The sequence below is a fragment of the Streptomyces sp. NRRL S-920 genome (genome assembly GCF_000717945.1).
Lineage (GTDB): Bacteria > Actinomycetota > Actinomycetes > Streptomycetales > Streptomycetaceae > Streptomyces > Streptomyces alboniger.
In genome coordinates, this window is the sequence record NZ_JODF01000016.1 from 186,281 (window position 1) to 199,589 (window position 13,309).

Annotated in this window: 12 protein-coding genes and 1 pseudogene; 2 read left to right on the forward strand and 11 right to left on the reverse strand. The window is 70.0% G+C overall.

Features of this window, described 5'->3' with window-relative positions; all coding sequences use genetic code 11:
* Window positions 1-2 precede the first annotated feature (2 nt).
* From IG54_RS0114740 to IG54_RS0114770, 7 genes are read right to left on the reverse strand one after another with little or no spacing between them, the layout of a single operon-like run.
* Window positions 3-2,513, reverse strand: coding sequence for an NADH-quinone oxidoreductase subunit G (locus tag IG54_RS0114740; RefSeq protein ID WP_030782809.1), 2,511 nt, complete (start codon window positions 2,511-2,513; stop codon window positions 3-5).
* On the reverse strand, window positions 2,510-3,871 hold the full coding sequence (gene nuoF, locus IG54_RS0114745) for an NADH-quinone oxidoreductase subunit NuoF (protein WP_030782812.1): 1,362 nt from the start codon (window positions 3,869-3,871) through the stop codon (window positions 2,510-2,512). Before nuoF ends, IG54_RS0114740 begins: the two co-directional genes overlap by 4 nt.
* Complete coding sequence (gene nuoE / locus IG54_RS0114750) at window positions 3,871-4,743, reverse strand: NADH-quinone oxidoreductase subunit NuoE (RefSeq protein ID WP_030782816.1); 873 nt, start codon at window positions 4,741-4,743, stop codon at window positions 3,871-3,873. The genes nuoF and nuoE overlap by 1 nt, the downstream gene beginning before the upstream one ends.
* Window positions 4,740-6,062 (reverse strand): NADH-quinone oxidoreductase subunit D, encoded by a 1,323-nt coding sequence (locus IG54_RS0114755; RefSeq protein WP_030782819.1) that lies wholly within the window; start codon window positions 6,060-6,062, stop codon window positions 4,740-4,742. Before IG54_RS0114755 ends, nuoE begins: the two co-directional genes overlap by 4 nt.
* A complete protein-coding gene (locus IG54_RS0114760) occupies window positions 6,062-6,781 on the reverse strand; it encodes an NADH-quinone oxidoreductase subunit C (protein ID WP_030782822.1) in 720 nt (239 codons plus the stop codon). Before IG54_RS0114760 ends, IG54_RS0114755 begins: the two co-directional genes overlap by 1 nt.
* Window positions 6,782-6,837: 56 nt before the next feature.
* Window positions 6,838-7,392, reverse strand: a complete 555-nt coding sequence (locus tag IG54_RS0114765; protein WP_030782826.1) for a NuoB/complex I 20 kDa subunit family protein — start codon at window positions 7,390-7,392, stop codon at window positions 6,838-6,840.
* A 21-nt stretch (window positions 7,393-7,413) separates the two neighbouring features.
* The gene (locus IG54_RS0114770) at window positions 7,414-7,773 is read right to left on the reverse strand and encodes an NADH-quinone oxidoreductase subunit A (protein WP_003992243.1); all 360 of its coding nucleotides are present in this window, start codon (window positions 7,771-7,773) and stop codon (window positions 7,414-7,416) included.
* Window positions 7,774-8,555: 782 nt separating this feature from the next.
* Between IG54_RS0114770 and IG54_RS0114775 the strand changes: the two genes are divergently transcribed.
* A complete protein-coding gene (locus IG54_RS0114775) occupies window positions 8,556-9,389 on the forward strand; it encodes a C40 family peptidase (protein WP_030782829.1) in 834 nt (277 codons plus the stop codon).
* Window positions 9,390-9,479: 90 nt separating this feature from the next.
* Here the strand turns inward: IG54_RS0114775 and IG54_RS0114780 are convergent, their stop codons facing one another.
* From IG54_RS0114780 to IG54_RS0114790, 3 genes are read right to left on the reverse strand one after another with little or no spacing between them, the layout of a single operon-like run.
* Complete coding sequence (locus IG54_RS0114780; RefSeq protein ID WP_030782832.1) at window positions 9,480-9,809, reverse strand: putative quinol monooxygenase; 330 nt, start codon at window positions 9,807-9,809, stop codon at window positions 9,480-9,482.
* 48 nt (window positions 9,810-9,857) lie between these two features.
* Complete coding sequence (locus IG54_RS0114785; protein WP_199809539.1) at window positions 9,858-10,604, reverse strand: IclR family transcriptional regulator; 747 nt, start codon at window positions 10,602-10,604, stop codon at window positions 9,858-9,860.
* Window positions 10,601-11,884, reverse strand: coding sequence for a geranylgeranyl reductase family protein (locus IG54_RS0114790; protein WP_030782836.1), 1,284 nt, complete (start codon window positions 11,882-11,884; stop codon window positions 10,601-10,603). The genes IG54_RS0114785 and IG54_RS0114790 overlap by 4 nt, the downstream gene beginning before the upstream one ends.
* Before the next feature lie 97 nt (window positions 11,885-11,981).
* Between IG54_RS0114790 and IG54_RS0114795 the strand changes: the two genes are divergently transcribed.
* Window positions 11,982-12,530 (forward strand): GNAT family N-acetyltransferase, encoded by a 549-nt coding sequence (locus IG54_RS0114795; protein WP_234336167.1) that lies wholly within the window; start codon window positions 11,982-11,984, stop codon window positions 12,528-12,530.
* 38 nt (window positions 12,531-12,568) lie between these two features.
* On the opposite strand, the pseudogene IG54_RS0114800 reads toward IG54_RS0114795, so the two are convergent.
* A pseudogene (locus IG54_RS0114800) lies at window positions 12,569-13,309 on the reverse strand (hypothetical protein); the annotation flags it as partial.

The following is a 13,309-nucleotide window of genomic DNA, read 5'->3' on the forward strand; positions in this document are numbered from 1 at the left end:
CGTCACGACGTCACCTCCGGGGCCTCGATGGGCTCCGGCAGGACCGCCGGGCCGATACGGACGAGATCGCCGGGGCGGGCACCGGTGTCCGAAGTGACGCCTCCCCCAGTCGAGTTCAGCGGCAGCCAGACCACCCGGTCGGGCATCTCCGTGACCTGGAGCGGCAGCGCGGTCGAACCGGCGGGGCCGGTGACCGCGAGGAGGTCGCCGTCCTTCACGCCCGCCTCTGCCGCCGTGGCCGCCGACACGCGCGCGTGGGCGGCGTGCCGCGTACCGGCCAGCGCCTCGTCGCCGTCCTGGAGGCGGCCCTGGTCGAGCAGCAGCCGGTGACCGGCCAGGACGGCCTCTCCGGAGGCGGGCCGCGGCGGCTGTGCCGCCGTCTCGCGGGGCTCGCCCGCGTACGACCCGTCCCAGCCGCCGAGCCGATCCAGCTCGCGGCGGAGCGTCACCAGGTCGGGCAGTCCGAGGTGGATGTCACCGGCGTCGGCGAGCATGTGGAGCACACGCGCGTCGGTGGGCGCCAGCCTGCGCGTCATGTGGTCCGGCTTGAGCGCGGCGTCGAACATGCGCGCACGGCCCTCCCAGTTGAGGAACGTGCCCGGCTTCTCCGCGACCGCGGCCACCGGAAGAACGACGTCCGCACGCTCCGTCACCTCGCTGGGCCGCAGCTCCAGCGAGACCAGGAAGCCCACCGCGTCGAGCGCCTCACGCGCGCGTGCCGGGTCGGGCAGGTCGGCCACCTCGACGCCCGCGACGAGCAGCGCGCCGAGTTCACCGGTCGCGGCGGCCTCGACGATCTGTCCGGTGTCGCGGCCGTAGCGGTGCGGGAGTTCGGCGACGCCCCAGGCGGCCGCGACCTCGTCCCGCGCGCGCGGGTCGGTCGCCGGGCGCCCGCCGGGCAGCAGCGACGGCAGCGCGCCCACCTCGACGGCGGCCCGCTCCCCCGCCCTGCGCGGGATCCACACCAGCTGGGCGCCGGTCGCGGACGCGGCCCGCGCGGCCGCGGTGAGCCCGCCGGGCACCGCCGCGAGCCGCTCCCCGATGACGATGACAGCGCCTGAAGTGCGCAGCGCCTCGGCTGCCTTGGCCCCGTCGTCCGCGAGGACCGTCGCGCCGGCGAGCGCGTCCAGCCACTCGGTCTCGGTGCCGGGAGCCGCGGGCAGCAGCGTGCCGCCCGCCTTCTCCAGACCCCGGGTCATGTGCGTGGCGAGGGAGAAGGTGCGCTGGCCGTGCTTGCGCCAGGCCTTGCGCAGCCGCAGGAAGACGCCGGGTGCCTCCTCCTCGGACTCCAGGCCGACCAGCAGGACGGCGGGGGCCTTCTCCAGAGCCGCGTACGTGACACCGGTCCCGTCGAGGTCCAGGCCCCGTCCGGCCACCCGCGCCGCGAGGAAGTCGGCCTCCTCGCTGCTGTGCACGCGCGCGCGGAAATCGATGTCGTTCGTGTCGAGCGCCACGCGCGCGTACTTGCTGTACGCGTAGGCGTCCTCCACGGTCAGCCGGCCGCCAGTCAGCACCCCGGCCCGGCCGCGCGCGGCGGCAAGGCCACGGGCCGCGGCGGCAAGGGCCTCGGGCCAGCTGGCGGGCTCCAGCTCACCCGCGGCGTTGCGCACCAGGGGGTGGGTGAGCCGGTCGGGCCGCTGGGCGTAGCGGAAGGCGAAGCGTCCCTTGTCGCACATCCACTCTTCGTTGACCTCGGGGTCCTCCGCGGCGAGGCGCCGCATGACCTTGCCGCGGCGGTGGTCCGTGCGGGTCGCGCAGCCACCCGAGCAGTGCTCGCACACCGACGGCGAGGACACCAGGTCGAAGGGGCGCGAGCGGAAGCGGTACGCCGCCGAGGTCAGCGCGCCGACCGGGCAGATCTGGATGGTGTTCCCGGAGAAGTACGACTCGAAGGGGTCGCCCTCGCCCGTGCCGACCTGCTGGAGGGCGCCGCGCTCGATCAGCTCGATCATCGGGTCGCCGGCGATCTGGTTGCTGAACCGGGTGCAGCGCGCGCACAGCACGCACCGCTCGCGGTCGAGCAGTACCTGCGTGGAGATCGGCACCGGCTTCTCGTAGGTCCGCTTCTTCCCGTCGAAGCGGGAGTCCGGGTCGCCGACCTGCATCGCCTGGTTCTGCAAGGGGCATTCACCGCCCTTGTCGCACACCGGGCAGTCCAGCGGGTGGTTGATGAGCAGCAGCTCCATCACACCGCGCTGCGCCTTCTCGGCGACCGGCGAGGTCAGCTGCGACTTCACGACCATGCCGTCGGTGCAGGTGATGGTGCAGGACGCCATCGGCTTGCGCTGGCCCTCCACCTCCACGATGCACTGGCGGCAGGCGCCCGCCGGGTCGAGCAGCGGGTGGTCGCAGAACCGGGGGATCTCGATGCCGAGCAGCTCGGCGGCGCGGATCACGAGCGTCCCCTTGGGGACGCTGATGTCGATGCCGTCGATCGTCAGCGACACGAGGTCCTCCGGCGGGACGGCCGCCTCACCGCCCCCGGAGGGAGCGCTGTTCGTGGTCACTGTCATGCGTTCACCTCCGAGTTTTCGGCGGGCCGGTCGGCCCAGAGAGTCGACTTGGCCGGGTCGAAGGGGCAGCCCCTGCCGGTGATGTGCTGCTCGTACTCCTCGCGGAAGTACTTCAGCGAGGAGAAGATCGGCGAGGCCGCGCCGTCGCCGAGGGCGCAGAACGACTTGCCGTTGATGTTGTCGGCGATGTCGTTGAGCTTGTCGAGGTCGGCCATGACGCCCTTGCCCGCCTCGATGTCGCGGAGCAACTGCACCAGCCAGTACGTCCCTTCACGGCAGGGCGTGCACTTGCCGCAGGACTCGTGGGCGTAGAACTCGGTCCAGCGGGTGACGGCCCGTACGACGCACGTCGTCTCGTCGAAGCACTGGAGCGCCTTGGTGCCGAGCATCGATCCGGCGGCGCCCACGCCCTCGTAGTCGAGGGGGACGTCGAGGTGTTCGTCGGTGAACATCGGCGTCGAGGAGCCGCCGGGCGTCCAGAACTTGAGCCGGTGTCCGGCGCGCATGCCGCCGCTCATGTCGAGCAGTTGGCGCAGCGTGATGCCGAGCGGGGCCTCGTACTGGCCGGGGTTCGTGACGTGGCCGCTCAGCGAGTAGAGCGTGAAGCCCGGGGACTTCTCGCTGCCCATCGATTTGAACCAGTCTTTTCCGCGGTGGAGGATCGCGGGAACCGACGCGATGGACTCGACGTTGTTCACGACAGTGGGGCATGCGTAAAGGCCCGCGACAGCAGGGAAGGGGGGACGCAGTCGCGGTTGGCCTCGACGGCCTTCGAGCGAGTCGAGCAGCGCGGTCTCCTCACCGCAGATGTACGCGCCCGCGCCCGCGTGCACGGTGAGTTCCAGATCGAGTCCGCTGCCCAGGATGTTCTTGCCGAGGTAGCCCGCCGCATAGGCCTCGCGGACGGCTTCGTGCAGCCTGCGCAGCACGGGGACGACCTCGCCCCGCAGATAGATGAAGGCATGCGACGACCGGATCGCGTAGCACGCGATCACGATCCCCTCGATGAGGGAATGCGGGTTCGCGAAGAGGAGCGGGATGTCCTTGCAGGTCCCCGGCTCCGACTCGTCGGCGTTGACAACTAGATAGTGCGGCTTGCCGTCTCCCTGCGGGATGAACTGCCACTTCATCCCGGTGGGGAATCCGGCGCCGCCGCGGCCCCGCAGACCCGCGTCCTTCACATACGCGATGAGGTCGTCCGGGGCCATGGCGAACGCCTTGCGCAGACCCTCGTACCCCTCGTGGCGCCGGTAGGTCTCCAGCGTCCAGGGCTTCTCCTCGTCCCAGAAGGCGGAGAGGACCGGCGAGAGAAGCTTCTCGGGGCTGGTCTCGTTGTCGATCTCGGCTGCCAAGGTCATCACTCCCCCTCCTCGGCGGTCGGTCCGGCCGGGTGGGCCGGGTCGGATGCCGAGGTCTGCTGCGGTGCGTCGTGCGAGCTGAGGTGCTCGGCGGCGTCCTTCGTGCCCGCGTGGGAGCCGTCGTCCTGCGGGCCGCCCGCGCGCGGGTGGACCACGCGGCGTTGCGGAGCCTCGCCCTTGGCCAGGCGCAGTCCGATCAGTGAGGCGGGGCCCGCCCCGCCGCTCGCCTCGACGGCTCCGGGCCGCTCGTCGGGGAAGCCCGCCAGGATCCGGGCGGTCTCCTTGTAGGTGCAGATCGGCGCGCCGCGGGTGGGTTCGACGGGGACGCCCGCGCGCAGGTCGTCGACGAGGCGCTTGGCGGACTGGGGGGTCTGGTTGTCGAAGAACTCCCAGTTGACCATCACCACGGGGGCGAAGTCGCAGGCGGCGTTGCACTCGATGTGCTCAAGGGTGATCTTGCCGTCCTCGGTCGTCTCGTCGTTGCCGACGCCGAGGTGGGCCTTGAGTTCGTCGAAGATCGCGTCGCCGCCCATGACCGCGCACAGGGTGTTGGTGCAGACGCCGACCTGGTAGTCGCCGGAGGGCTTGCGCCGGTACATGGTGTAGAAGGTCGCGACGGCCGTGACCTCAGCGGTGGTCAGGCCCAGCGTCTCGGCGCAGAACCGCATGCCCGTGCGCGTGACGTGGCCTTCCTCCGACTGCACCAGGTGCAGCAGGGGCAGCAGCGCGGACCGCGCATCCGGATAGCGGGCGATGATCTCCTTGGCGTCCGCGTCGAGCCGGGCGCGGACGTCGGCCGGGTAGTCGGGGGCGGGGAGTTGGGGCATGCCCAGGCTGACGCCCGTGGCCTGTTCCGAAGGAGTGGTGGTCACCGGTCGACGCCTCCCATCACGGGGTCGATGGACGCGACGGCGACGATGACGTCGGCCACCTGGCCGCCCTCGCACATCGCCGCCATGGCCTGGAGGTTGGTGAAGGACGGGTCGCGGAAGTGGACCCGGTAGGGGCGGGTGCCGCCGTCGGAGACGACGTGCACGCCGAGTTCGCCCTTGGGCGACTCCACCGCGGTGTACGCCTGTCCGGCGGGGACCCGGAAGCCCTCGGTCACCAGCTTGAAGTGGTGGATCAGGGACTCCATGGAGGTGCCCATGATCTTCTTGATGTGGTCGAGCGAGTTGCCGAGGCCGTCCGGGCCGAGCGCCAGTTGGGCGGGCCAGGCGATCTTCTTGTCGGCGACCATGACCGGTCCGGGCTTCAGCCGGTCCAGGCACTGCTCGACGATGCGCAGCGACTGGCGCATCTCCTCGAGGCGGATGAGGAAGCGCCCGTAGGAGTCGCAGGTGTCCGCGGTCGGGATGTCGAAGTCGTAGTTCTCGTAGCCGCAGTAGGGCTGGGACTTGCGCAGGTCGTGCGGCAGGCCCGCCGAGCGCAGGACGGGGCCCGTGGCGCCGAGCGCCATGCACCCGGCGAGGTCGAGGTAGCCGACGTCCTGCATACGGGCCTTGAAGATGGGGTTCCCGGTGGCGAGCTTGTCGTACTCGGGGAGGTTCTTGTTCATCTTCTTCACGAACTCGCGGATCTGGTCCACCGCGCCGGGCGGCAGGTCCTGGGCGAGTCCGCCGGGCCGGATGTACGCGTGGTTCATGCGCAGGCCGGTGATCAACTCGTAGATGTCGAGAATGAGTTCACGATCACGGAAGCCGTAGATCATGATCGTGGTCGCGCCCAGTTCCATGCCGCCGGTGGCGATGCACACCAGGTGCGAGGAGAGGCGGTTCAGCTCCATGAGGAGGACGCGGATGACCGAGGCGCGGTCCGGGATCTGGTCCTCGATGCCGAGGAGCTTCTCGACCCCGAGGCAGTACGCCGTCTCGTTGAAGAACGGCGTCAGGTAGTCCATGCGCGTGACGAACGTCGTGCCCTGCGTCCACGTGCGGTATTCGAGGTTCTTCTCGATGCCCGTGTGCAGATAGCCGATGCCGCAGCGGGCCTCGGAGACGGTCTCGCCCTCGATCTCCAGGATCAGGCGGAGCACGCCGTGCGTGGAGGGGTGCTGGGGCCCCATGTTGACGATGATGCGCTCGTCGTCGGCCTTCGCGGCGGACTGGACGACCTCGTCCCAGTCGCCGCCGGTGACCGTATATACGGTCCCCTCGGTCGTCTCCCGAGCAGAAGCATGAGAAGCAGACATCAGCTGTACGACCTCCGCTGGTCCGGAGCCGGGATCTGGGCGCCCTTGTACTCGACGGGGATGCCGCCGAGGGGGTAGTCCTTGCGCTGCGGGAAGCCCTGCCAGTCGTCCGGCATCATGATCCGCGTCAGGGCCGGGTGACCGTCGAAGACCAGGCCGAAGAAGTCGTACGTCTCGCGCTCGTGCCAGTCGTTCGTCGGGTAGACGGAGACGAGCGAGGGGACGTGCGGATCGGCGTCGGGTGCGCTGACTTCGAGCCGGATCAGCCGGTTGTGGGTGATCGAGCGCAGGTGGTAGACGGCGTGCAGCTCGCGGCCCTTGTCCTCCAGGAAGTGCACGCCCGAGACGCCCGTGCACAGTTCGAAGCGCAGGGCGGGGTCGTCGCGCAGCGTCCGGGCGACGCGCGGCAGGTGCTCGCGCGCGATGTGGAAGGTCAGCTCGCCGCGGTCGACGACCGTCTTCTCGATCGCGTTCTCCGGGAGCAGGCCCTGTTCCTCCAGGGCACCCTCCAGCTCGTCCGCGACCTCGTCGAACCAGCCGCCGTAGGGGCGCGCGGAGGCGCCGGGCAGCGTGATGGTCCGTACGAGCCCGCCGTAGCCGGAGGTGTCGCCGCCGTTCTCGGCGCCGAACATGCCCTTGCGTACGCGGATGACCTCACCGGCCGCGTCGCGCGGGGCGGGGACGCCGTTGCCGTTCAGGTGCTCGTCGTTGCCGTTCAGCTGCCCTTCGGACGCGTCAGGCGTGCCGGGCGAGTCCTGCTTGTCGTGCGAGTCGCTCACCGCAGCAGCCCCTTCATCTCAATGGTGGGGAGCGCCTTGAGGGCCGCCTCCTCAGCCTCGCGGGCCGCGTCTTCCGCGTTCACGCCGAGCTTGGAACCCTGGATCTTCTGGTGGAGCTTGAGAATCGCGTCCATCAGCATCTCGGGCCGCGGCGGACAACCGGGCAAATAGATGTCAACAGGGACGACATGGTCCACACCTTGCACAATCGCGTAATTGTTGAACATCCCGCCCGATGAAGCACAAACCCCCATCGAGATCACCCACTTGGGGTTGGGCATCTGGTCATAGACCTGCCGCAGGACCGGCGCCATCTTCTGGCTCACCCGGCCGGCCACGATCATCAGATCCGCCTGGCGCGGCGAGCCGCGGAAGACCTCCATACCGAAGCGCGCCAGGTCGTACCGCCCCGCGCCCGTCGTCATCATCTCGATGGCGCAGCACGCGAGGCCGAACGTGGCGGGGAAGACGGATGACTTGCGCACCCAGCCCGCGGCTTGTTCGACGGTGGTCAGCAGAAAACCGCTCGGCAGTTTCTCTTCGAGTCCCATGCTCTTTGGCCCCTCAGACCTTTAGTCCCATTCCAGGCCGCCGCGCCGCCATACGTACGCGTACGCGACGAAGACGGTGAGCACGAAGAGCAGCATCTCCACGAGCCCGAAAATCCCCAGCGCGTCGAAGGTGACGGCCCAGGGGTAGAGGAAGACGATCTCGATGTCGAAGACGATGAAGAGCATCGCCGTCAGGTAGTACTTGATGGGGAATCGCCCACCACCGGCCGGCGTCGGCGTCGGCTCGATACCGCACTCATAGGCCTCTAGCTTCGCGCGGTTGTACCGCTTTGGACCGATAAGCGTGGCCATGACCACGGAGAAGATCGCAAAGCCTGCCCCGAGGGCTCCCAGCACGAGGATGGGCGCATAGGCGTTCACGCTCCTCGCTCCTCTCAGTCGGCACTGACTGTTGGCGGTTACGTCGGACCCGGCCCGGCTCCCACCGAAGATCGCTTACATGTGAAGCAGGTCACAAGCCCAACTGCCCCGCATCTTATGCCCGCCGGTCTGTGATCTGCGACACGGGGTGCGACAACGGCTTTGTGATCTCCACCACCTGACGAAGGATCATGAAGTCGGATGAGCGGTGATCTTCGTACGCGAAGCGCCTGAGTGATCACTAGAGGTGACATCCCGGCGCGTCATGCCTGGTCGAAGGCGTGTCGCTCTATCAAGAGGTGGTCAGCCCAGGCAAATTGGCGCTGGACGCGTTCCCTTGATAAAGGCGTCGCGTTCACACTTTGGCGGCAGCGGCGGGGACAGATGTGGACGCGTGCGTCGATTCACGAGGAACCGTCGGCGTCCGCGCGAACGGTTGGGAATCCACGCGTAGGGCAGCCGAAAAGTACGGAAGATCTCAGGGAGGTCTCAGCGAGATCTCAGGGAGATCCCCGAGCGGGTACCCCTGTGACCTGCGTCACAGCCCCCCCCTATGCCCAATCAACCGGGCTTGGCCAACGGCCTCAACCGGTGGTAGACCGTGGGCAATTCGGGCGTATCTCAGAAAACCCATGATCACAGGCGTGATCACCGGTGTCCGCATTGCCCGTTACGGCGTCAATAAAGAGCGACACGCCCGGGATTCAGGGCCGCGAGTGACAACTGTGGCGCAGCACACGTTTCTTGAAGGGAACCACGAGTCCCTGATAGCGGTTGTTCTCATGTCCCACACCGCTCACATACCCAGCCACCGGAAGCCCCGTCGCAGCGCCTCCAAGCTCGCCCTGCGCGCCGGAGTTGCCGGTGGCGTCCTCAGCACCCTGGCAGTGGCCGCGGCGGCCGGTACGGCGAACGCGGCCGAGCCGGTGACCGAGACCATCGAAATGCCCACCCTCACCACCGATCTGTCCGCGCAGATCGCGCAGTCGGCCGACCTCACCCAGCAGGCCGCGGACACCTACGAGTCCCGCGCCGAGCAGGACGCCGCCGCCGCCAAGGCCGCCAAGCAGGCCAGGGAAGACCAGGCGCAGGCCGAGAAGAAGGCCGAGGCCAAGCGCAAGGCCGAGGCCGCCGCGAAGAAGAAGGCCGACGCGGAGCGCGCCTCCCGTGCCACCGAGCGCACCCCGCTCTCCACCCAGTCGACGTCCGGCTCCGGTTCCGGTGGCGCCGCCACCGCCTCGGACTCCGTCGCCCCGGCCAGCGGCAGCGTCGGCACGGTCATCAGCTTCCTCAAGGCGCAGCTCGGCGACGCCTACGTGATGGGTGCCTCGGGCCCCAACGCCTGGGACTGCTCCAGCCTGGTGCAGGCCGCGTTCAAGCAGGCGGGCGTGGACCTTCCGCGCGTCTCGCAGGACCAGTCGGTCGCCGGTACGCCGGTCTCGCTCTCCAACATCCAGGTGGGCGACATCCTTTACTGGGGTGGCGCCGGCTCCGCGTACCACGTCGGTGTGTACATCGGTAACGGCCAGTACCTGGACGCCGCCAACCCCAGCAAGGGCGTTGTCATCCAGGACCTGTCCGGTTACCCGGCCTCGGGCGCCGTGCGCGTCCTCTGACGGCCTCACACAGACACGAGCGAGGGCCGGAACCCCCTGGGTGGGGTTCCGGCCCTCGGCGTGCCCTGAGACGGCTTCTCAGGCCTTTTCTCAGGCGTTCTTCGGGGAAAGCTCGGCCATCCGGGACCAGTCGTCGCCCGGAACTTCCGTGTTCACGATCCGCGGGACCTCGGCGATCGCCTCGGCCATCGTCTCCATGCCGGCCTTGAAGTGGTCGGACTCGACGTGCGCGGCACCCGCCTCGGGCGAGGCGAAGGCCTCCAGGAGCACGAACTGGTGGGGGTCGTCGACGCTGCGCGACCACTCGTAGAAGAGGTTGCCGGGCTCGGCGCGCGTGGCCCGGGTGAATTCGGCGGTCCGCTCCAGCCAGGTGTCGGCGTGCTCGGGGCGGACGGTGAACTTGACGGCGATGAAAATCATGCGGCCAGCGTCCGCCCGCCCGCCGTGCCCGGCAACCGCAGGGGCCCGCTATTCCGACGCTGCCGGAAAGCCGTGCCGCGCGGCCCGCGTGAGGACCCGCGCCAACTCCGCGCGACGCCCACGGAAGTGCGCCGTCGGCAGCGAGACCGACAGCGCCCGTGTCCCGTCCCCGAGGGGTACCGCCACGCAGGTGTACGCCGGGTCCGTCTCCCCCACCGACACCGCGACGCCCGCCGCGCGCACCCGGCGCAGCTCGGCCTCGAAGCGGTCCGGGCTCGTGATGGTGTGCTCGGTCAGCCGGGGCAGCCCGAACTCGTCGAGATAACGGCGCCGGGCCCGCCGCGGCAGGGAAGCGAGCAGGACCTTGCCGTGCGCGGTGGCGTGCGCGCCGTGATCGGGGCCGACCTCGAACGGGTCGGCGCCGTGGGCCGTGACGGCCGTGGTGCTGTCGATCACCGCGATCCGTCCACCGCGGCGCACGCTCAGATACGCGTGGGCGCCCGCGGCGCGGCGTACGTCCATCAGCAGCCCCCGGGTGCCCGTGTCGATCCCCGCCTGCCGCTGGAACGAGCGGTACAGGGAGGGCACCCGCGGCCCGAGGACGTACCCGTCCGGAGTACGGGCCACGTGGCCGCGCGCGGTCAGCGGGGCCAGCAGGTGGTAGACCGTCGAGAGGGCGCAGCCCAGCTCTCTCGCGAGGGCCTTGGCGCCGACCGGCTCCGCGGACCGGGCGACCGCCTCCAGGAGGTCGAGCGCGCGGTCCACCGAGGCGGGGCCGCCGTGCACGTCGTTCACGCCTTCGGCGCCACCTTGCTCAGTCCGTTGATGATGCGGTCCATGGCGTCGCCGCCCGTCGGGTCCGTGAGGTTCGCCAGCATCTTCAGCGTGAACTTCATCAGGAGGGGGTGCGTCAGGCCGCGCTGCGTGGCGATCTTCATGACCTTCGGGTTGCCGATGAGCTTCACGAAGGCGCGGCCCAGCGTGTAGTAGCCGCCGTAGGTGTCCTTGAGGGTCTTCGGGTAGTTCTGGAGGGCCAGTTCGCGCTGGGCGGGGGTGGCACGCGCGTGGGCCTGCACGATGACGTCGGCGGCGATCTGGCCCGACTCCATGGCGTACGCGATGCCCTCGCCGTTGAAGGGGTTCACCAGGCCGCCCGCGTCGCCGACGAGCAGCAGGCCCTTGGTGTAGTGCGGCTGGCGGTTGAAGGCCATCGGCAGGGCGGCGCCGCGGATCGGCATCGTCATGTTGTCGGGGGTGTAGCCCCAGTCCTCCGGCATCGAGGCGCACCACGCCTTGAGGACCTCGCGCCAGTCCAGCTCGCGGAAGGCCTTGGAGGAGTTGAGGATGCCGAGGCCCACGTTGGACGTGCCGTCGCCCATGCCGAAGATCCAGCCGTAGCCGGGAAGGAGCCGGTCCTCGGGCCCGCGGCGGTCCCACAGCTCCAGCCAGGACTCCAGGTAGTCGTCGTCGTGGCGGGGCGAGGTGAAGTACGTCCGTACGGCGACGCCCATCGGGCGGTCCTCGCGCCGGTGCAGGCCCATGGCCAGCGAGATCCGCGAGGAGTTGCCGTCGGCCGCGACGACGAGCGGGGCGTGGAAGGTGACCGGGGTCTTCTCCTCGCCGAGCTTGGCGTGCACGCCGGTGACGCGGCCGGTGCGGTCGTCGATGACCGGCTCGCCCACGTTGCACCGCTCGTACAGCCGTGCGCCCGCCTTCTGGGCCTGCCGGGCGAGCTGCTCGTCGAAGTCGTCGCGCTTGCGCACGAGGCCGTAGTCGGGGTACGAGGCGAGGTCGGGCCAGTCCAGCTGGAGCCGTACACCGCCGCCGATGATGCGCAGGCCCTTGTTGCGCAGCCAGCCCGCCTCTTCGGAGATGTCGATGCCCATGGACACGAGCTGCTTGGTGGCGCGCGGGGTGAGTCCGTCGCCGCAGACCTTCTCGCGCGGGAACGCGGTCTTCTCCAGGAGGAGGACGTCGAGCCCGGCCTTCGCCAGGTAGTACGCCGTGGTCGAACCGGCGGGCCCGGCTCCGACGACGATGACGTCCGCTGAGTGTTCGGAGAGGGGCTCGGTCACGGCGGGTTCTCCCCAAGGCTCGAAATCTGTGTGCCGACCGGCACGGGATACGGGCAGTCTATGAGGCGGTACCGATCAGACAGCCGAAGGGCCACACGTGACCGAGCAGACCGAGACCCTGCCCGCCGTACAGCTTCCCGCCGTACGGCTGCGCGTTCCCACCCATGAGGACGCCTTCGTATGGCACCGGCTCTTCGACGATCCCGAGGTCATGGAGTTCCACGGCGGCGTGCCCGCGGAGCTGTCCATGTACGAGGAGCTGACCGCGCGCCAGCGCAGACACGACGCCGAACTGGGGTACTGCCTCTGGACGTTGCTCGACGGGGCCGGTGAGCCGATCGGCTTCGCGGGCGCCCAGCCGTGGGCCCGCGCGTGGGGCCCCGCCGGCGAGATCGAGATGGGCTGGCGGCTGACGCGCGCGGCCTGGGGCAAGGGGTACGCGACCGCCGCCGCCCGCGCCACCGTCGAACGGCTGCGCGGGCGTGGCGTGCCGAGCGTGGTGGCGATGGTCGACGCCGGCAACGAACGCTCCGTCGCGGTGACCCGGCGGCTCGGCATGGACCTCGGCGAGACGTTCACCACGCCGCCGACGCCGGGCGACGGCGAGGGGCGGCGCGTGGCGTACTGCTTCCGGCTCACGCTGTAGCGGGGCGGCGGCGGGGGGCGTGACGGGGGCAGCGGGGGTCAGTCGGTGAGCCGCCAGGTCTCCAGCGCGGTCCGGTGCGTCCGCATGCCCTCGCCCGCGCTCCAGAAGCTCTCGCGCCAGGAGAGCTGGATCGCGTACTCCGTGCCGTTCTCCGCGACGTAACTCTGGTTGACGGCGTGGATCGTCCGGCCCGCCTCGTCGGTGTACGTGTACTCCCAGATCGCGCCGTCCCGCCCCCGGAAGGTGTTGTGCTCCAGCCGGATCCGGTCGTAGTCCGACTTGTCCGGGGCGGACTTGGTGACCTTCTCGATCTTCGTGAAGTTCTCGTACGACGTGTAGGGCGCGTCCTTGACCACGCCGACGAGGAACTGCTCACGGCCGACCGAGGCGTACGTGATCTGCCCCGGGCGCTCCGGGTTCACGGGCTGCCGCGTCCAGCCCTCCGGGACCGCGAAGGAGAACTTCTCGGTGTCGGTCACCCGCTCGAAGCCCTCGGGGGCGCCGGTGTCATCGGCCCCGTCGGCCGCGCCGGAACCCGCGCCGTCGCTCGGCTCCGCACTCCGCCGGGGCTCCGGCGAGGTGGCCGGTTCGGGAGCCTGGCTCGGCTCCTCCGACCGGCTGACCGCGGGCTTGCCGTCCTTGCCCGCGCTGTCCGTCTTGTCGTCGGCGTTGTCCTGCCAGATCAGGACCCCGGCCGTCGCGCCGCCGCCGATGAGGAAGGCCCCGGCGAGCGTGCCCACCCAGACACCGGCCCGGCCGCGCGGCCGGGCCGGTGTCTG